Here is an 18,969-nt window from a genome sequence, read left to right on the forward strand (position 1 = left end):
CCGCCGGTTGCGCGTCGAGTGAGCCTGCGTCGCGAAGGGCAAAAAACGCGTGCCGGTCATGCGTCGAACTCAGTCCGCGCAAACGGACATTGATAGCGTTGGTCCCTCCCTGAAGCGGGAGTTTTCGCTGCGTGTTACTCGGGGATCATGCCGGGAGGCGGCAATAACCGAGCCTGCCGCAGCGCCGCGAGGTTGCCCGACCCCGTGCAGAAGCAGGCAATTTTCAGCTGGCGAATAAGAATGTCGAAATGGGCGATCACCGCCTCGGTGGATCGGGTGGCGGCCTCGAGAACGCCTGCCGCCTGACCCACGATGTCCGCACCCAGTCGGAGAGCTTTCGCCGCATCTACGCCGTTGCGAATACCTCCGGAAGCGATCAACGTCGTCTCCGGCAATGCTTGCCGAACCTGTTGTACCGCAGTGGCGCTGGGGATGCCCCAGTCGGCAAACGCCATTGCCACCTCCCGGTCGGCGGGGTGGCCTGCGCGCTCGGCTTCCACCGCCGCCCAATGGGTGCCGCCCGCTCCGGCAATATCGATGGCCTGTACGCCCGCATCGACCAGCATTCGCGCTACCCGCGCCGAAAGACCTGTCCCGACTTCCTTCACCATCACCGGGACGCCAATATGAGCGGCTGCCTGCGCAATGCAGCCCAGTACCCCGCGCCAGTCGCGATCGCCCTCGGGTTGAACGGCCTCCTGCAATGGGTTGAGATGGATGATGAGGCCGCTGGCTTCCAGCGTTTCCACCGCGCGGCGCGCCAGCGTTAGCCCATCAGATTCCAGCAGTTGGGCGGCGCCGATATTGGCGAGCAACGGGATATCCGGCGCGGTGCGGCGTAATGCGCGCGTCAGCCCCTGACGGTGGTCGGTTCGCAGACTCACGCGCTGCGAACCCACGCCCATCGCGATGCGTAATGATTGCGCCGCTTCCGCCAGATGGCGGTTGATGGCCTCGGCGCGCCTCGCCCCGCCGGTCATGGAGCTGATCAGCAGAGGCGCTCGCATCCCGATGCCCAGCAACGTGCTGCTCAGGTCGATGTCCTCAAGGTTCAGCTCCGGCAACGCGCAGTGTTCGAACTGGATGCGATCCCAGCCCGCGGAGGTGGGCGAGTCGGCCTGCTGCCTGAGGACGATATCCAGGTGGTCGTTCTTGCGTTGGCTTAGCGCGTCGCTTGGTTTCATTTTTACTCCCTGTCGCTGCCCACTCATGCGTGGCGAGGATCGTCTGAGCGGGCGGGCGTTGCCGTGCCGTCAACCCGGTAGCGTAGGGCCGATGTGGCGTAATATTGAGTGCCAACCGTCAGCATGGTTTCCATCAGTCGTACCCAGATGGGAGCGAATTTCGCCGTCTTCAACAGCGGCCTCAGCATCCTTTCATAGCCGGTGATTTCAGTCTGAAGAAACGCGACGGCGCTCAACGTGGGATAGCGGCGTTCGAGTTGTACCGCCAGATTATCGGTTTCGCCCGAGGTGCGATCGTTGTCGAGGCCATGGAGATCGTTTTGCAGTCGGCCGATGGCACAGAGGAAGCGCAGGGCATTCTGAAAGGTCGGTTCGGTCAGCCAGCGCGGCATATCCAGTTCCCATAACAGCGACAGGCATCCGAACACGTTTCGGTAGCCGATGGAGTCGATGCCGTTTCGGAGATGCTCGGCATAAGACCAGCCTCCTGGGTCGTTTGCAAGGCGCTTGCCGTTTTGTAAGGCCGTGCTGTAGGCCTGCGTGTCGGCCAATAGCTGTGAATAATCGTGTTGGTGGCAGGCCAGTCGGGCGAGACGATGGCGCAGGACGGAGCAGCCCACGGACGCCGTTGGCGCGTCCGGCGTCCGGCCGACGAGGATGCCCTCGACGACGGCGTAGTCGTCGGGGGATATCGTCGCGCGATCGTGACAATCATCGATCCAGAACAGCAGCGCCATCTCCTGATAGAAGGCAAGCACTCGTGCTTCGTCGTCCGGATCATGTCCGGTACGGGCGCTCATCGCGATCAGCTCGGGTCGAATACTGTTGAGGATAAATTGTCCTCCCCGGACGGCCTCCACCGCATGCTCGTCGAGAAAGCCGGACAGCGTTTCGCCCCAGGCCTTCACCTGCTGGCAGGCGTCGTCGTGCAAGGTCATATCCGTTCTCCCTGGGGTTCTGTTAGTGCGTCGCCAACGTCGGCGTGGAGAGCGTCCCAGTTCAGCGCCAGCCAGAGTCCGGCCAGTTCGGTGACCCGCACCACGCGCTGAGGGCAATACAGCTCTTTCCCGATCCACAGCGGCGTGACGGGAAGCTGGTTCGGCTGATAGCGGGCCAGTAACCACTCCCGCGCCCGAGCAACGACTGACGCCAGCTTCTCGCGCAGGTCGGTGTCAACTCTGTCGTTCATGATGTGCAGCGCGAACAGCGCGTAGGCGGTTTCTTCCTGCGTCGGCGCAGACCCCGCGCCCCACCCACCGGACGGATGTTGCGTCCCCAGAATCTTGTTCAGCACATCATTATCTCGCCACGACGGCATGCCGTGCGCCAGCGCGGCGACGGCATGTGACGTCGGGTACAGCCAGGAGGCGTGCCATTTTTCGTTTTTCCATACGCCATCGGCGCTTTTGCCGTTCTCAATGTAAGCCCGTGCGGCGGGCGCGGCGGTGCCGAGCAGACTTAGCGCGTGCACGGCATGGATTGTCGTCGAAAGCGACGGATTGCGCTCGCCGGGGAAGGTCACGAACAGGTCGCCTTTTTCGAACTGACGCAGCGGATCGAAAGTGAGTGAGTGGCCTGAAAGCTGCACGACCGCCGCTGCGATGGCGGTATCGTCAGCATCCGACGCAAAAGTCTGTGCCGGCCCCACCCCGCGTGGGGTAAGGCGCGTCTGGATGTTTGCCGCGAGGGTTTGCACCACGGTGGCAAGCGTGGGGTGAGAAAACAGGCCCGCGAGGTGAAGCGAGTACAGCGACCAGCAGGGTTCGAAAACGTCGATGGGCCAAACGTTCGGCACCACACCGTCGATGCCGACGCCGGTCGCGCGCGAGGCCTTGTGGAGATAACGTGCTGTGCGTTCGTGAGGCGCGGCTGAGTTTTCGGCATAGGCGCGACCCAGCCAGACGGCGGTCGCCGAAGGGCTAATGCCCACGCTGCCGAACGCGTCGGGCGTGGCCTCGGTCGATGACCGTCCCCAGGACTCCCAGGAGTGAAACAGAGGGTGTCCGGACGGTACCGTCGTGAGCGATTTCAGCTTCCCCAGCCGCGCGCTTTCCGCCTCGTAGAGCGCGCCGTAGCGCGGATAGGCGAGTGGGGGGAAAAGCGCGGCCGCCTGACGGCATAGCTGCGGCAGGATGAGCTCGACGCCGATAGGCGCGTCGTCCGGAATGCCTTCGGCATAGGGATCATTCTCCTGCGTCAGATAAGCGTCGGCAGCAGCGAGGGCGGCGGCGGCCCCTTCGGGCTGAGGTTGCGCCTCATGCAGCGCCAGTACCGCCGCTACGGTCGGCACCTGACGATGCAGCGGGAAGTCCGGGTTGCCCCAACCGCCGTCTTCGTGCTGTTGTTCAATCAGCCAGCGATAGGCGCCGACGCGGTCGGGGGGATGGGGATGGGCGCGTAATAGCTGCGCGGTGTCGTACACCGAAGGGCCGACGTAGCCGCCGTCGTGCATGTCGGACAGCAGCGTATTCAGTTCGGCCAGGATGTTTTCAGTTAAAGCGTGCATGTTGAGTTCTCCCTCTTAGGCGACCCGCCAATGACGAGCGCATTCGGAAATCAGGGCAGCCGTTTAGCCGCCAGTGCAATCAGTTGCGCCAGCTTTTCGGCGCGCGGCCCCAGCGGCGCAATCGCCGTTTCGGCGTCGTGAAACAAATCCGAAGCCAGCGAGCGAGCGGCCTCAATTCCCATCAGGGATGCGCAGGTGGGTTTCTGCGCCGCTGCGTCTTTGCCTGCGGTTTTCCCGAGCGTAGCGGTGTCCTCGGTGGCGTCGAGAATGTCGTCGATGACCTGTAACGCCAGGCCGAACGCGGCGCTGTAGCGGTCCAGCGCGTCGTAGAGTTCGCGGTGTTCGTCGTCGTCGATAACCGTGCAGAGCGCCCCCATGCGTACCGACGCGCGAACCAGCGCACCGCTTTTCATGGCGTGCATTTTGATGATGTGCTCCAGCGGCACGCTTTTGCCGACGATCGCCAAATCGATGGCCTGACCGCCTGCGGCCCCCTCGGTGGACACGGCGCGTGCCAGTTCCTGAACCAGCGCGATGCGGTTTTCAGAGGGGATAGCCAGCTGTGTCAGCGTAAGAAAGGCGTGGGCCTGTAATGCGTCCCCGACCAGAATCGCCGTCGCTTCGTCGAACTTTACATGCACCGTGGGCAGGCCCCGGCGCAGTACGTCGTCATCCATCGCGGGGAGATCATCATGAACCAGCGTGCAGGCATGCATCATTTCGATAGCGGCGCCGATCTCGTCCAGAAGGGACGCGGGCGTGTCATTCAGCGCTCCCGCGGCTTTGGTCAGCAGCGCTCGGGTACGCTTTCCGCCCTGTAACGTGGCATACCGCATTGCCTCGGACAGACGGGTGCCGTTGTCGTTATCCGCAGGTAAAAGCTCTGCCAGCGCGTGTTCAATATGCTTGGCGTTGGTTTTCATCCATACGCTCACGTCCTGCGTATGAAGGGAATGCCCCCGCGGGTGCCTGTTTCACGGGCGCCGAATGCGCACTTCGTGTCCTTGTGCCTGTTGGTGAGGATATTCATCATTTCTCTCCCATCGTTTCCGTGCCATCAATCCAGCACGTGGGTCAGTCCGTCTGGACGCTGTCGGCTTGTTTTCCCGAGACGCCCGCCGCGATATCGGGCTTCCCTCGCCATTCGTCCGGCGGTTTTTATGACTCGGACGCCCTCTGAGTTCATAGCGATAATCGTCAGCCCGTCTCTTTCGAAAAGGCGATGCGAATCCCCATCGAGGGATGCGCGGTGGGGTAGTAGTGAGTGCCTTTATCGGGGTCATTCAGAAGCTGCGGTCGCCGCCCGGCCCGGCGTAAGGTCAGCGCCAGCGCCACGCTGAACTGCATCAGTTCCAACCACGCCAGGTGATAACCGATGCAGACGTGCGGCCCCGTCCCAAATTGCAGCGCGTCGATGGATTTGATCGACTCCGTCCTGTTCAGCCAGCGCTCTAGCCGGAATTCATCAGGCTGTTCGTGCAGCAGGGAGGAGTGCGACAGGTGCAGAAGCGGAATGCACAGGTTGGTGCCTGCCTGGATGCGGTGACCGGCGATGTCGAGATCCTGCACGGCGCGTCGGGGCAAAAGCGTCGTGGGCGGATGCAGGCGCGCCGTCTCTCGGAAGACCGCTTCCGCGACCGGATATTGCGGCAGATCGCTGTGCTGGGTAGGGATTCGTCCTTGTCTCTCCGCCTCTTCGCATAGCGACTCCCAGACGTCGGGGCGGCGCGCCAGTTCAACGGTAATCCATGCCATTGTCGATGCGGTGGTGTCATGGCCTGCAAGCACCAGCAGGCGCAGGTTGGCAATCAGCGTATCGTCGGGCAACGGCTGTTCGTTCTGGTCAAATGACGTCACCAGTGCGCAGAACAGGCCCGGCTCATCGGGATGGGCGCGCGCATGCCGGATATAGTCCCGCAGCTGTCCGTCAATCCAGCTGCGCGCCGCGCGCCCCCGTCGCAGCGGGGTGCCGGGCAGGTCAATGGGGGGCGCAATCAGCAGACGGATCAGGTCGCGATATTGACGATGCCACTGGGGAAGGTCGCGAGCAGGGATACCCAACAGGCGGAAAATCAGCGTAAGCATCAGGTCGTTGGACTCCCGCAGAATCGAAATTTCGTCCAGCGCGCACCATTGCTGAATACGCTGGTGGATAAGGGGAGCGAAAGTTTCTCCGATGGCCGCCTGCGTCAGCCCTTTCGGTAAAAAGGTCGGCTTGATGGCATTCCGGGCATGTCGGTGCGTCATGCCGTCCTGCGCCACGACCGATCCGCCCAGCATATCGGTCGCCATTTCTTCAATCAGCGCCGACGAAGCCTCTTTGTTTCTCAGTAGTGCGAACACGTCCGGGTGGGTGCTGGTCACGAAGTGCCCCGCAGGACCGAAGTCGAGCCAAAAATGGTCGCCATAGGTCTTTTCTCCGTGGCGCAGCAGGCTGGGCAGATTGCACACGATGGCGGGAAGGTGTCCCAGCACGGGAAAAGCGCCCGCCATCATGGGAATGCCCTGCGCTGGACGAGGTCTGCGTTTGAACGGATTTAGCAGCATGTCGTCATCTCCATCACGAACGGGGAAGGTCGAAGTCTGGGCTGGCGGGCGCGGGACGTCGGATATTGCCGCCGTCGGCGTAGGTGGGGACGTGCGACAGCATGCCTCCGTCGATGCGGATCACCTGACCCGTGATGAACGCGGCGTCTTCGGAGAGGAGAAAAACCACCAGCGCCGCGACGTCCTCCGGCAGCCCGGTACGCGGCAGCAGCTGGTGCCGCATCAGGTGTTGCCGCAGGGTATCGTTCAGCTTGGCCGCCAGCCGTTCGGTGATAATCAGTCCCGGCGCCACTGCGTTGCAGCGTATGCCGTTCTGGCCGTACTGCGTTGCCAGTGACGTGGTCAACATGTTCATCCCGGCCTTTGAGGCGGAGTAGGCGGTGAGTGCCGTATCGCCGCTCAATCCCTGACAGGAGGTCATGTTAATGATGGCACCGCCCCCGCGAGCGACCATGCCGGGGATAGCCTGACGGCAGCACAGCAGCGTGCCGCGCAGGTTGGTGGCGATAATCTGATCCCAGATGGCGAGGTCCACCTCTAGAATATTGAGATCGCGCGGCGTGAGATTCATGGCGCTGGCATTGTTGACCAACAAATCGACGCCGCTAAAATGACGCGCTGTCTGGGCGAACAGCGCGGCGACGCTACGTTCGTCCGAGATGTCCACGGACAACGCGATAGCCTCGCCGCCCGCTGCGCGGATACTCTCGGCACAGATCTCGGCGCTATCGCCGTCGATATCCGCTACCACCACGCGCGCCCCTTCCTGAGCGATAGCGGCCGCGCAGGCCTTACCGATACCCGCTCCCGCGCCGGTGACTACAGCGGTTTTACCGTTGAACTTACCCATCGGGCGCTCCTTGTTTTGTACGTCGATGACCTGCTCGTGGATGAGGGGAGGACGTCCCCTCTCGTCGTCGAGGATCTCAATCGCGGCGACCGGGCATTGACTGGCCGCCAGCAACACCTTCTCGCGTAGCGCTTCCGGCACGTCGCCCGAATGGGCTTCCGCAATGCCATCTTTATCGCGTTGCCAGAACATGCCGGGCAGGGTCAGTACGCACTGTCCCGTCGTGCCGCATAAGTCCGGGTTGACCTTCACTTTCATGTCATTCTCCTGGCGTATCCAAACGGACCGGCAGAGAGCGGAAGGTCCTGAGAAAGGCGGAAGGTTCCCGCTCCGGATCGCCGGCCAGCACAAGGTGTGGGAATCGTGCGTGGATGACGGGCAGGCATTCGGCCAACTGCACTCTCGCCAACTGGGCGCCGAGGCAGAAATGGATGCCGTGACCGAAGCTCAACAGGACGTGGCCGTCGGTGGACATGCCCGGCGCAGTGCCGTGGAAGCGTGACGGGTCGAAGCGGTCCGGGTCGGGGAATGCCGCTGGATCTCGGTTGCCGGACACGAGGAGCACGCGCACGTCAGCCCCTTCGGGGATGGTGACGTCGCCGAGGGGGATGTCGTACTGAGCGATGCGCGGAATGGAGCTGAACATGGCGGGGGCATCGTAGCGCAGCACTTCCTCGATAAAGGCTTTGACCGATGCCGCGTCGCCATCCAGCCAGCGCCGCTGTTCAGGAAACGCCAGCATGTCGAGAATGGCGTGATCGATCGTTGCGGCGGTGGTGGCGAATCCGCCCAGCAACATGCCCCACAGCATGCTGATGAGCTCCGCATCCGACAGTGTGTCGGCGTCATCATCGTGGGTGGACACCAGCGCCGATACCAGGTCTGACTGGGGCGCGCGCCGCTTTTGCTCTATCAGTCCTTCAAAATAGCGCTGCACCTCCAGACTGGCCGCGTCCGATGCCGCAAGCTGTTCGTCGCTGGCGTGCGGGTTAAGTCCCTCCAGAATGGTGCGAATGCTGGCGGCGAGCGCGAAAATATCCGCCTGCGTCATACCAAACAGTTCGGCGAAAGTCAGCATGGGCAGCACGACGGAGAAGGCTTCGTGCAGGTTGACGACATCGCCTTTTTCCAGCGAGGACGCGATATCGTCCAGTCGCGAATGAGTCACCCGCACGATGCCGGGTCGCAGGCTGTCGATCTGCCGCACCGTGAAGTCGCGGGAGACAAGTCGACGCAGGCGCGTGTGCGTGGGCGGCTCTTTCATGGCCAGCGTGGAGGCGAGCAGGTTCAGCGACCGGCTGGTCGCCGCCCGAGGGAAAAGGCGGGCTAAATCCTCGGCGGACGGGCCCCGGAAGGCGTCTCCGGTGGCTTTCAGCGCCCAGTAAATATCGGCGTGGCGACTCAGCAGAAAAATACCGGAGACTGAGCGATGTACGGGATCGTGCTCACGCAGCCAGCGCATATAGTCATACGGATTCGCGTTATTGTCCGGCGCAGCCAGCGCAGCGAATGCATCCCGGTAGGCAGTAGCCGACGGGGTAGAATGTTCTTGCGTGTTCATCAGTGACCTCACGCCTGTTCTGCAGGCGACTGCGGGAAACAGGACAAATTAAGAACGGCCCTAAGGGAGCCTGTGTTGGGCGTTACAAGTACACGGGGAACGTCTCGAATCCGCCCGTGATGATCTCTTTGCGCAGCGTGAGCTGATTCGCAGGCACGGCCAGACGTAGCTGAGGGAAGCGCTGGAAAATATTGCCGAACACAATACGCAGCTCCAGCCGCGCCAACGCGACGCCGACGCAGTAGTGCGGTCCGTGGGAAAAGGCGAGGTGAGGTTTTTTGTCGCGCCCGATATCAAACACTTCCGGGTCTTTAAATTGCCGAGGGTCGAAGGAGGTCGCCGGCAGCCCGACCAGAACTTTGCTCTCCGCGGCGATGTGGACGCCCGCAATCGTCACGTCCGTGCGCGGATAGCGCATGATGCCGTCCCAGCCCGCGCCAGGAGGGTACATTCGCAGGATCTCCTCCACGGCCTGATCCACGATCGACGGATCGTCAATCAGCCGCTGACGTTGATCGGGGTGTTCAAACAGGGCCAGCAGACCGAATTCGATCTGCGCCACGGCGCTTTCATGCCCTGCCACCAGCATACCTGCCGCCAATCCCAGCGCTTCTTCTTCCGTCGCTTTTCCCTGATCGACCGCCGTCATGAGATCCGTCAGCAGATCGTCGTTGGGCGTTTCTCGTTTGGCATGCATGTTCCGGCGAATGTATTCGCGAAGGGCTTCCCATGCCACGCGGGAGTCGTCACGCGCGCCCGTTTCGTGCTGGTGAGTCATCGCTTCGTCGGAAAGTCCGGCGAAGTAGGTGTGGTCTTCGAATGGCACGCCCATCAAGGCGCAAATCACCATCGCAGGCAGGGAGAATGACAGGTGTTTACGCAGGTCTAACGGCTGCGGGCTGGATGCCATCTCGTCAAACAGGCGAAAGGCGATGACTTCAATCTGCTGGGTCAGCGTTTGTACGCGGCGAGGACTGAACGCTGGCCCGACAATGGCGCGCAGACGGCTGTGCTCAGCGCCTTCGTGAGAGACCAGCCAGCCAGGAGAGCCCAGAATCACGGAGTCCGGCGTAAATTCGGCGGGCGGCATGCCTGCAGGACGAAACCGCTCATCGTTTAGGATGGTCTTGGCTTCATTGTATCCGGTCACCCACCAGCCCTCATGGCCGGAGGGGAAACGAACGCGGTGGATGGGTCCGCGTGAGCGCAGCGCCAGCATCTCCGGCGACGGCTCGATATGGTTGACGCGCCACATCGGCAATTGTACTGGGTGATTTTCAAGCATGGGTTCCCTCCATTTTCTGTGGTGTGTTCCTGAAAGAGACCGGTAAGGTCAACGGGCAACGAATGACGTAGGACGGCATATAGCTGATGTCCTCGTCGGCTGTCGCCAGCGCGAGATCGGTGAAATGCGTGAATAAGGCGGGAAGCGCGCTCATGAGCTCCAGCCGCGCCAGCGCGGCGCCAAGACAAAAATGAGGGCCTTGCCCGAAGGATAAATGACGGTTGTTCTTGCGGGTAATATCGAACTGGCTGGCATTCGGGCCGAACTCGTTCGGGTCGCGGTTCGCCGCGTGGAATGCCATCAGGACGGCGTCTCCCCGGCGGATGTGGCGGCCGCCGATATCCATATCTTCCATCGCGTAGCGGAACGGCAGATAGGCGACGCTGCTGCCCCAGCGCAAGATTTCCTCGATAGCCTGCTCCCAGGAGATAGCGCCGTTACGCAGCATCTGGAGCTGATCGGGATGAGTGAGTAATGCCTGCACGCCGTTGCCGATGACGCCGGAAGTGGTGATGAACCCCGCCGAAAGCACCATGAACAGCATGTCGAGCAGCTCAGTATCAGACGTTAGCTCACCGTTGTCGCGGGCAAGAATCAGCGCGGACGCCAGATCGTCGCTTAAATTAAGTCGTTTAGTTTTAACCAGTTGGTCGAAAAAACGGGGTATGCGCTCCCTCGTTGCACGAGCCTCTTCCGGCGTCGCCTCGGTGCTGGCTAGGCTGTTGGTCAAGCCGACGATTTCGGCTCGGAGCTGGTCCGGCAGGCCAAACAGTTCGGCGATAACCATGGTGGGAAGCGGGATGGCGAAATTGGCCATCAAATCGGCCGGAGAGCCCTGTTGCTTCATGGCGGCAATGAGCTCGGCGACCCGCTGTTCAATGCTCGGACGCATCAGTGCGATGCGCTGCGGCGTGAACGCTTTCGACAGGACGCCCCGCAGCCGTTTGTGATCGGCGCCGTGGGCGGTGACCATGTTATCGAGGCGACACATCCCAATGAGGGGATGATTCTCCGGAATTTCTCCCTCCTGCAAGGCGCGCCAATGACGCCAATCACGGGTAAATCTCGGGTCGGCAACGATTTGCCGGAGAGTGTGATGATGGCTGATCGCCCAAGTCTTGATGTTACCGGGGAGCGAGACGCCAGCGATGGGACCCTTTTGCAAAAGCCGAGCAGAGGTCGAGTCCAGGTCTGCCGGGCTGGATGAAATAGCGGTGATGTCACTCTCGCAAAATGCACTTCCCTTTCGCATGCATTGACCTCCGTGTCGAAGAAATACCCAAGCAATATTGAACAAATCGTTTAATAAAGTTTAGGGTTATGGTCATGTGCTTCGTCGTGTCTTGCTGGCGAGAAAAATAAAAATGGTCAACTTATTGCTGGTTGATTTTTAAACTTTAAACCGCGTTTTTTTAACTTAGATCAAGAAAAAAGCACTGTAAAGCATTTTTAAGGGTGGGGGTATTAAGGATGTGGGTAGGTTTTTATTTTGAAAAATTGGTACTTTATTGGTTTATTTCACTGCGTTTCCATTGTTTGACACCGTTTTGTCAAAACAATATAACAGCCGACAATAATAAAAAGCATCAGAGTATTTCATTATGAAACTTTATGATGAATAAAGGTTTTATCTGTACTTTTTCTCGTTGTTCCAAGGCATCAACACGAAAATGACACGAAATAACATCAATAAAATTGATTAATTAAAATAAGGATTTTCTACGGTATGTAAAATCTCAAAAAGGGTTTTTTTGTTGAAAAAAGTGCGTCTTTTGGAAGCTGAATGCGCAAAAGGAGAAGTTTTGAGAATGGAGTCAGGGAGGGAGGCGGAAACGAGTTGGGAACGGAATGTGGCGCGAGAAGCGATGTGATCAAAGGAAAAAAATCCCGCATAACAACCGGCTATGCAGGATGTGTGGGTGTTGGTAAGCACTTACACTATAAGCCTTACTTGCCGATGCAGAAGCTGGAGAATATGCGTCCCAATAAGTCGTCGGAGGTAAATTCCCCTGTGATCTCGCTGAGCGCCTGCTGCGATAGCCGCAGTTCTTCCGCCAGCAACTCGCCTGCGTAAGCGCTCACCAGCTGTTCGCGGCCTTGTTCCAGGTGTTCAGCCGCACGTTCCAGCGCCTGTAGATGACGGCGGCGGGCCAGAAAGCCGCTTTCGGTATTGCTGGTAAAGCCCATACTCTCTTTCAAATGATTGCGTAGCAGGTCAACGCCTTCCCCGGTTCGCGCCGACAGTTTGATCAGCGAGTGGGTACTTACATCTTCAATACCTAGCGTCTCTCCGGTGATATCTGCTTTATTGCGCACTACGGTGATCGGCAACGTTTTTGGCAGGCGTGCCATAAACTCTGGCCAGATGGCGGCGGGTTCGCTGGCATCAGTGGTGGTGCCATCGACCATAAACAGCACCCGATCGGCCTGCTCGATTTCCTGCCAGGCGCGCTCTATACCGATCCGTTCCACCTCGTCGTTGGCATCGCGCAGACCGGCGGTATCAATGATATGCAGCGGCATGCCGTCGATATGAATATGTTCACGCAGCACGTCGCGCGTGGTGCCTGCGATATCGGTGACGATAGCCGCTTCACGGCCTGCCAGCGCATTCAACAGGCTGGATTTACCGGCATTAGGACGACCGGCAATGACCACCTTCATCCCCTCGCGCAGCAGGCTTCCTTGACGTGCCTCGGCCCTTACGCCGCTCAGATCGGCGATCACCGTGTTGAGCTGCGCTTCGATTTTGCCATCGGAAAGAAAATCGATTTCTTCATCAGGGAAATCGATAGCCGCTTCGACGTAGATACGAAGGTGCGTCAATGCTTCAACCAACTGGTGAATACGGCTGGAGAAAACCCCTTGCAGGGAATTCACGGCGGATCGCGCAGCCTGCTCGGAGCTGGCGTCAATCAGGTCGGCGATAGCCTCTGCCTGGGCTAAATCCAGCTTATCGTTCAGGAAGGCGCGCTCGGAGAACTCGCCGGGGCGGGCGATGCGTACGCCCGGCAGCGTCAGGATGCGTTTCAGTAACAGATCCAGAATCACTGGGCCGCCGTGGCCTTGTAATTCCAGCACGTCCTCGCCGGTGAATGAATTTGGATTGGGAAACCACAGGGCTATCCCCTGATCGAGCACGCTGCCGTCGGCATCCCTAAAAGGCAGGTAGTCTGCATAGCGCGGGCGCGGCAGCTTTCCCAATATGGCTTGCGCGACGGCCGATGCGACGGAACCGGAAATACGCAGGATACCTACGCCGCCGCGTCCCGGCGGAGTGGCTTGGGCGACGATGGTGTCGGTATGGCTCATGGTCATCTCTCTTAATTACATAAAAAAATAAGGCGGTCAGTGACCGCCTTACGTTAGAAATGAGGTTGGCTATCAGCCAGCGTTATTTCTTCTCACGGCTGTGTAAGCCACGCTTCTCCAGCCCGCGGTAGATCAGCTGCTGCTGAGCGATGGTCACCAGGTTGCTGACGATATAGTACAGCACCAGACCTGACGGGAACCACAGGAAGAACACCGTGAAGATAACCGGCATGTAGGTCATGATCTTCTGCTGCATCGGGTCAGTGACCGTCGTCGGCGACATCTTCTGGATGAAGAACATGGTCAGACCCATCAGGATCGGCAGCACGTAGTACGGGTCCTGAGCAGACAGGTCATGGATCCACAGCGCGAACGGCGCATGACGCAGTTCTACCGAGCCCATCAGCATGTAGTACAACGCCAGGAAGATCGGCATCTGAATCAGCAGCGGGAAGCAGCCGCCCAGTGGGTTGACCTTCTCCGCTTTGTACAGCGCCATCATTTCCTGACTCATGCGCTGTTTGTCATCACCGATGCGTTCACGCATCGCCTGCAGTTTCGGCTGCAGCATGCGCATTTTGGCCATCGAGGTGTACTGCGCTTTGGTCAGCGGGTACATGATGCCACGCACGATAAAGGTGATGGCGATAATGGAGAAGCCCCAGTTACCGATGAAGCCGTGCAGGAATTTCAGTAGTTTGAACAGCGGCTGAGAGATAAACCACAGCCAGCCGTAGTCAACGGTCAAGTCCAGGTGAGGCGCGACGGCGGCCATTTTGTCCTGAATTTCCGGTCCGACCCACAGCGTAGCCTGCAGCTGTTGCTGGCTGCCAGGCTGAACGACAACCGGCGCGGCTTTAAAGCCGATGGCCGCCTGACCGTTGCCCAGATTGGCGCTGTAGAACGTGTTGTTGCTGTTGGCCTGCGGCACCCACGCGGTGGCGAAATACTGCTGCATCATGGCGACCCAGCCGCCCTGCGTCGCGATGTTCAGCGGCTCTTTCATGTCGCTGAAGCTGTATTTTTTGTATTTCTCGTCGCTGGAAGAGAACGCCGCGCCGCGATAGGTGTGCAGCGCGAAGTTGCTGCTTCCGGTATCGCGGTGTGAAGGCAGATCGATGGACTGCTTCAACTGGCCGAACAGCGTCAGCTCTAGCGGTTGAGCGCTGGCGTTATTGACGCCGTATTCAACGCCCAGGGCATAGTCGCCGCGCTTCAGCACGAACGTTTTGGTGAAGGTCGCACCGTTGGCGTCGGTATAGGTCAGCGGAATGCGGATTTCACTCTGACCGTCGGTCAGTTCGAAGTGATCCTGAGTGGCTTGATACAGAGGACGCGCACCGTTCGCCGGGTTGTCCGGACCGTTTTTACCGGTCAGACCGCTCTGCGCCTGATAGACGAAGGCCGGTGTCGTTTCCAGCAGCAGGAAAGGCTCGGTGGAGCCCAGCGTTGCCGGATAAGACAGCAGGTTGGCCTGCTCGATATCGCCGCCGCGAGTGTTGATCGTCAGGGACAGTACGTCGGTCTTCACCGTAATCAGTTTACCCTGACCACTGGCGGGGACGCCCTGGTTGGCGGCATCGCCGACTGCATTATTCGTAGACTGTTGCGTGGTCTGTGTCGTGGCTGGCGGATTGTTGTCCGTTTCCCAGGCCTGCCAGATCATGAACGTTACGAATAGCAGAGCGATGAGAAGAAGATTGCGTTGCGAATCCATCGTTAATGTTCTCTGTTATTGTCGGTTTTTGGCGGTACGGGGTCATCACCACCAGGGTTCAAAGGGTGGCATTTTAATACGCGTTTCAGCGCCAACCAACAGCCTTTTATCATGCCGAACCTGCGTATTGCCTCAATGCCATATTGGGAACACGTCGGGTGGAAACGACAGTGCGGTCCCAGCAGTGGACTGATAAAGCGCTGATATCCGCGTATCAACCCGATCAGCAGGCGGGAGCCAATCGACAGTGCCGACGCCATAATTTTTCCAACGCTTCCGTCAGCGCACGGTTATCCAGATCGGCCACGCCTTTTTTCGCGATGATGATAAAGTCCATGGCAGGCAACTGGTGCTGATGCAGGCGGAAACTTTCGCGCGTCAGACGTTTGATGCGGTTGCGTTCATGAGCCCGTTTAACATGCTTTTTGGCGACGGTAAGACCGATGCGGGGATGCCCCAGCGTATTCAGGCGGCCGAGAATGGTGATTTGCGGCGTGCCAGCCCGTTGAGGTTGCTGGAAGACGAAAGAGAAATGGCTGGGAGTTAACAAACGTAACTCCCTGGGAAAAGCGAGCTTAACCACTCGGTGGGTTAGCTTTTATTACTTAGAAACGGACAGACGAGCACGGCCTTTCGCACGACGGCGGGCCAGAACCAGACGACCATTTTTGGTGGCCATACGAGCACGGAAACCGTGGCTACGGTTACGCTTCAGTACGGACGGTTGGAAAGTGCGTTTCATGGCGATTTCTACCTAAACTTGATTAAAACTTCATAGTTAACGCGTTTGGCTACTCGGCGTGAAGAAAATGACCGACGCCTCAATCGCATATACATATATATAAAAAGAGGCGGGATTGTAATAATTGTACAGTCCCGAGTCAATTAACATCCGCGCTTCACCCACCCGATATTTCCCGCTTGAGGAAACATCACCTGTCTAACCGAGCACAGCGTGCAGGCGCCACGCGCAGGGCGGGAATTATACGTACTCCATGATAAAGCGCAAGGATCGAGCACAGATCCTGGTAAGAAGATCATGATCTCCCTCACCGCCAATGGCGAAAAATCCGTCTATCCTTATAGACGCCTTGGGGCAGCCAGCCGGGTGTGGGTAACCTCATCACGACCTTCGTTCTTCTGCGTCCAGGCCGGTAGGGGGAATAAGAATAGCCTGTGGATAAAAAGGATCAAAACTGTGCAGAAGGGGAAGATCTCTGCGGTCGTTTAGGTTATGATCCGCCGTCCCGCTAGCGATCCTCCGTCGGGATCGTCACGGTAAGCCGCATCAATGCGCGGCGCACGCTGGCTCTTCATATCCGGGGAGCGGGTGCCAAAAATCATGAGTTACATAACTAACGATTCTGTTTCTTTTCTTTGTTTTATCTTGTTCGAGTGGAGTCCGCCGTGTCACTTTCGCTTTGGCAGCAGTGTCTTGCCCGTTTGCAGGATGAATTACCTGCCACAGAATTCAGTATGTGGATACGCCCATTGCAGGCGGAACTGAGTGACAACACTCTGGCGCTTTACGCCCCTAATCGCTTTGTGCTGGATTGGGTGCGTGACAAATACCTTAATAATATCAATGGACTGCTGAATGATTTCTGCGGTCTGGACGCTCCTCTGCTGCGTTTTGAAGTGGGCAGCAAACCGGCTATGGCAACGATCGCTCCGGCGGGCAACGCTGCCACTACCGTGATCCCGGCGGCTGCGCCGCAGGCTCGTCCAGTTTCTTCTCCTGTTCGTCCGAGCTGGGATGCGCCGTCTCTGCATGCCGAGCACACCTATCGCTCCAACGTGAATCCCAAACATACTTTCGATAATTTCGTCGAAGGTAAATCCAACCAACTGGCGCGCGCCGCTGCGCGGCAGGTGGCGGATAATCCGGGTGGCGCCTACAACCCATTGTTTCTGTATGGCGGCACCGGTCTGGGTAAAACGCACTTATTACATGCGGTAGGAAACGGCATTATGGCCCGCAAGGCCAACGCCAAAGTGGTGTACATGCACTCGGAGCGTTTTGTGCAGGATATGGTGAAAGCCCTGCAGAACAATGCCATTGAAGAGTTCAAACGGTACTACCGCTCCGTCGATGCGCTGCTGATCGATGATATTCAGTTTTTTGCCAACAAAGAGCGTTCTCAGGAAGAGTTTTTCCATACGTTCAACGCGTTGCTGGAAGGCAATCAGCAGATTATTTTGACCTCGGACCGCTATCCGAAAGAGATCAACGGCGTGGAAGATCGCCTGAAGTCCCGTTTTGGCTGGGGTCTGACGGTTGCGATCGAACCGCCCGAGCTGGAAACCCGCGTGGCGATTCTGATGAAAAAAGCAGACGAGAACGATATCCGTCTGCCCGGCGAAGTGGCCTTCTTTATTGCCAAGCGCCTGCGTTCCAACGTGCGTGAGCTGGAAGGGGCGCTGAACCGCGTCATCGCCAACGCCAACTTCACCGGACGCTCCATCACGATTGATTTTGTGCGTGAAGCGCTGCGCGACCTGCTGGCGTTGCAGGAAAAACTGGTCACCATCGACAACATTCAGAAGACCGTAGCGGAATATTATAAAATCAAAGTCGCCGATCTGTTGTCCAAACGTCGTTCGCGATCGGTGGCTCGCCCACGTCAGATGGCGATGGCGCTGGCGAAAGAATTGACGAATCACAGCCTGCCGGAAATCGGTGATGCTTTTGGCGGTCGAGACCACACCACCGTGCTGCACGCCTGTCGCAAGATTGAGCAGCTGCGCGAGGAAAGTCACGACATTAAAGAAGATTTTTCCAATTTAATCAGAACATTATCTTCCTAATATCATGAAATTTATTATTGAACGCGAGCATCTGTTAAAACCCCTACAGCAGGTTAGCAGTCCCTTGGGAGGCCGGCCGACGTTGCCGATCCTGGGCAACCTATTATTGCAGGTCAGTGAAGGTCGGCTATCGCTGACCGGTACCGATCTGGAAATGGAAATGGTGGCGCACGTGGCGCTGACCCAGCCCCACGAGGCGGGCGCGACCACCGTTCCGGCGCGCAAGCTGTTCGACATCTGTCGCGGTTTGCCGGACGGCGCGGAAATTACCATCATGCTGGACGGCGATCGTATGCTGGTGCGCTCCGGGCGCAGCCGCTTTTCGCTGTCTACGCTGCCGGCGGAAGATTTTCCCAACCTGGATGACTGGCAGAGCGAGGTGGAGTTTTCTCTGCCGCAGGCCACATTAAAGCGCCTGATTGAAGCGACCCAGTTCTCCATGGCGCATCAGGACGTACGCTATTACCTCAACGGCATGCTGTTTGAGACCGAAGGGGAAGAGCTGCGCACCGTATCGACCGACGGCCACCGTCTGGCGGTCTGTTCGATGCCGGTTGGTCAGGAACTGCCGTCCCATTCGGTGATCGTCCCGCGTAAAGGCGTGATGGAGCTGGTGCGATTGCTGGACGGCGGCGATACGCCGCTGCAACTGCAGATCGGCAGCAACAACATCCGCGCGCATGTAGGCGATTTCATCTTCACCTCCAAGCTGGTAGACGGCCGTTTCCCGGATTATCGGCGCGTATTGCCGAAGAATCCTGACAAAACGCTCGAAGCCAGCTGCGACCTGCTCAAGCAGGCGTTCTCCCGCGCGGCGATCCTCTCCAACGAGAAATTCCGCGGCGTTCGTCTGTATCTGAACAAAGATCAGCTGAAAATCACGGCGAACAACCCGGAGCAGGAAGAAGCCGAGGAAATTCTGGACGTCGAGTACGGCGGTACGGAAATGGAGATTGGTTTCAACGTCAGCTACGTTCTGGATGTGCTGAATGCACTGAAGTGCGAAGACGTGCGGATGTTGCTGATCGACTCCGTATCCAGCGTACAGATCGAAGATAGCGCCAGCCCAGCCGCCGCGTATGTCGTCATGCCGATGCGTTTGTAGTTGCGCGAAAGGTGGGAAAACGGCCTGGCGCCGTTTTTAGATATGCCAGTATGTCGGGCGTCCTTGGTTTGCGAAACGCAAACGGAGGTGTTCG

16 protein-coding genes are annotated in these 18,969 nt (G+C 58.7%); 2 read left to right on the forward strand and 14 right to left on the reverse strand.

Annotated features, from left to right (window positions below; all coding sequences use genetic code 11):
• Positions 1 to 134 precede the first annotated feature (134 nt).
• The 14 genes from fni to rpmH all read right to left on the reverse strand — a co-directional run bounded on the left by fni (position 135) and on the right by rpmH (position 15,704).
• The gene (gene fni, locus CKQ53_RS05335) at positions 135 to 1,184 is read right to left on the reverse strand and encodes a type 2 isopentenyl-diphosphate Delta-isomerase (protein WP_094117934.1); all 1,050 of its coding nucleotides are present in this window, start codon (positions 1,182 to 1,184) and stop codon (positions 135 to 137) included.
• Positions 1,185 to 1,207: 23 nt separating this feature from the next.
• Positions 1,208 to 2,122: a terpene synthase family protein gene (locus tag CKQ53_RS05340; RefSeq protein WP_094117933.1), complete on the reverse strand. Its 915-nt coding sequence runs from the start codon at positions 2,120 to 2,122 to the stop codon at positions 1,208 to 1,210.
• Positions 2,119 to 3,690, reverse strand: coding sequence for a prenyltransferase/squalene oxidase repeat-containing protein (locus CKQ53_RS05345; protein WP_094117932.1), 1,572 nt, complete (start codon positions 3,688 to 3,690; stop codon positions 2,119 to 2,121). The genes CKQ53_RS05340 and CKQ53_RS05345 overlap by 4 nt, the downstream gene beginning before the upstream one ends.
• 50 nt (positions 3,691 to 3,740) lie before the next feature.
• Positions 3,741 to 4,613, reverse strand: coding sequence for a polyprenyl synthetase family protein (locus CKQ53_RS05350; RefSeq protein WP_118894741.1), 873 nt, complete (start codon positions 4,611 to 4,613; stop codon positions 3,741 to 3,743).
• Positions 4,614 to 4,887: 274 nt separating this feature from the next.
• A complete protein-coding gene (locus CKQ53_RS05355; protein WP_094117931.1) occupies positions 4,888 to 6,237 on the reverse strand; it encodes a cytochrome P450 in 1,350 nt (449 codons plus the stop codon).
• Between the two features lie 13 nt (positions 6,238 to 6,250).
• A complete protein-coding gene (locus tag CKQ53_RS05360) occupies positions 6,251 to 7,345 on the reverse strand; it encodes a glucose 1-dehydrogenase (protein WP_118894743.1) in 1,095 nt (364 codons plus the stop codon).
• 1 nt (position 7,346) lies between these two features.
• Positions 7,347 to 8,648: a cytochrome P450 gene (locus tag CKQ53_RS05365; protein ID WP_118894745.1), complete on the reverse strand. Its 1,302-nt coding sequence runs from the start codon at positions 8,646 to 8,648 to the stop codon at positions 7,347 to 7,349.
• An 82-nt stretch (positions 8,649 to 8,730) separates the two neighbouring features.
• Positions 8,731 to 9,933 (reverse strand): cytochrome P450, encoded by a 1,203-nt coding sequence (locus tag CKQ53_RS05370; RefSeq protein WP_118894747.1) that lies wholly within the window; start codon positions 9,931 to 9,933, stop codon positions 8,731 to 8,733.
• A complete protein-coding gene (locus CKQ53_RS05375; RefSeq protein ID WP_118894749.1) occupies positions 9,926 to 11,185 on the reverse strand; it encodes a cytochrome P450 family protein in 1,260 nt (419 codons plus the stop codon). Before CKQ53_RS05375 ends, CKQ53_RS05370 begins: the two co-directional genes overlap by 8 nt.
• Before the next feature lie 695 nt (positions 11,186 to 11,880).
• On the reverse strand, positions 11,881 to 13,245 hold the full coding sequence (gene mnmE, locus CKQ53_RS05380; protein ID WP_094117929.1) for a tRNA uridine-5-carboxymethylaminomethyl(34) synthesis GTPase MnmE: 1,365 nt from the start codon (positions 13,243 to 13,245) through the stop codon (positions 11,881 to 11,883).
• An 82-nt stretch (positions 13,246 to 13,327) separates the two neighbouring features.
• Positions 13,328 to 14,962: a membrane protein insertase YidC gene (gene yidC / locus CKQ53_RS05385; RefSeq protein ID WP_085650662.1), complete on the reverse strand. Its 1,635-nt coding sequence runs from the start codon at positions 14,960 to 14,962 to the stop codon at positions 13,328 to 13,330.
• 2 nt (positions 14,963 to 14,964) lie between these two features.
• Positions 14,965 to 15,222, reverse strand: coding sequence for a membrane protein insertion efficiency factor YidD (gene yidD, locus CKQ53_RS05390; protein ID WP_071999803.1), 258 nt, complete (start codon positions 15,220 to 15,222; stop codon positions 14,965 to 14,967).
• On the reverse strand, positions 15,186 to 15,545 hold the full coding sequence (gene rnpA, locus CKQ53_RS05395) for a ribonuclease P protein component (protein ID WP_071999804.1): 360 nt from the start codon (positions 15,543 to 15,545) through the stop codon (positions 15,186 to 15,188). The genes yidD and rnpA overlap by 37 nt, the downstream gene beginning before the upstream one ends.
• 18 nt (positions 15,546 to 15,563) lie before the next feature.
• A complete protein-coding gene (rpmH, locus tag CKQ53_RS05400) occupies positions 15,564 to 15,704 on the reverse strand; it encodes a 50S ribosomal protein L34 (protein ID WP_085650663.1) in 141 nt (46 codons plus the stop codon).
• 665 nt (positions 15,705 to 16,369) lie between these two features.
• Between rpmH and dnaA the strand changes: the two genes are divergently transcribed.
• Both dnaA and dnaN read left to right on the forward strand, forming a co-directional pair.
• Entirely contained in the window at positions 16,370 to 17,770 is a 1,401-nt protein-coding gene (gene dnaA / locus CKQ53_RS05410) for a chromosomal replication initiator protein DnaA (protein WP_099045340.1), read from the forward strand.
• 4 nt (positions 17,771 to 17,774) lie between these two features.
• On the forward strand, positions 17,775 to 18,875 hold the full coding sequence (dnaN, locus tag CKQ53_RS05415) for a DNA polymerase III subunit beta (RefSeq protein WP_085650665.1): 1,101 nt from the start codon (positions 17,775 to 17,777) through the stop codon (positions 18,873 to 18,875).
• The last annotated feature ends 94 nt before the right edge of the window (positions 18,876 to 18,969 follow it).

This window comes from Lonsdalea britannica, from assembly GCF_003515985.1.
GTDB lineage: Bacteria > Pseudomonadota > Gammaproteobacteria > Enterobacterales > Enterobacteriaceae > Lonsdalea > Lonsdalea britannica.

Excerpts from the sequence above, each read along its gene's own strand:
- CKQ53_RS05350 (WP_118894741.1), bottom strand. The coding sequence starts at position 4,613 with ATGAAAACCAACGCCAAGCATATTGAACACGCGCTGGCAGAGCTTTTA.
- CKQ53_RS05340 (WP_094117933.1), bottom strand. The coding sequence starts at position 2,122 with ATGACCTTGCACGACGACGCCTGCCAGCAGGTGAAGGCCTGGGGCGAA.
- fni (WP_094117934.1), bottom strand. The coding sequence starts at position 1,184 with ATGAAACCAAGCGACGCGCTAAGCCAACGCAAGAACGACCACCTGGAT.
- CKQ53_RS05375 (WP_118894749.1), bottom strand. The coding sequence starts at position 11,185 with ATGCGAAAGGGAAGTGCATTTTGCGAGAGTGACATCACCGCTATTTCA.
- CKQ53_RS05360 (WP_118894743.1), bottom strand. The coding sequence starts at position 7,345 with ATGAAAGTGAAGGTCAACCCGGACTTATGCGGCACGACGGGACAGTGC.
- mnmE (WP_094117929.1), bottom strand. The coding sequence starts at position 13,245 with ATGAGCCATACCGACACCATCGTCGCCCAAGCCACTCCGCCGGGACGC.
- yidD (WP_071999803.1), bottom strand. The coding sequence starts at position 15,222 with ATGGCGTCGGCACTGTCGATTGGCTCCCGCCTGCTGATCGGGTTGATA.
- CKQ53_RS05345 (WP_094117932.1), bottom strand. The coding sequence starts at position 3,690 with ATGCACGCTTTAACTGAAAACATCCTGGCCGAACTGAATACGCTGCTG.
- CKQ53_RS05370 (WP_118894747.1), bottom strand. The coding sequence starts at position 9,933 with ATGCTTGAAAATCACCCAGTACAATTGCCGATGTGGCGCGTCAACCAT.
- dnaN (WP_085650665.1), top strand. The coding sequence starts at position 17,775 with ATGAAATTTATTATTGAACGCGAGCATCTGTTAAAACCCCTACAGCAG.
- rpmH (WP_085650663.1), bottom strand. The coding sequence starts at position 15,704 with ATGAAACGCACTTTCCAACCGTCCGTACTGAAGCGTAACCGTAGCCAC.
- yidC (WP_085650662.1), bottom strand. The coding sequence starts at position 14,962 with ATGGATTCGCAACGCAATCTTCTTCTCATCGCTCTGCTATTCGTAACG.
- CKQ53_RS05365 (WP_118894745.1), bottom strand. The coding sequence starts at position 8,648 with ATGAACACGCAAGAACATTCTACCCCGTCGGCTACTGCCTACCGGGAT.
- CKQ53_RS05355 (WP_094117931.1), bottom strand. The coding sequence starts at position 6,237 with ATGCTGCTAAATCCGTTCAAACGCAGACCTCGTCCAGCGCAGGGCATT.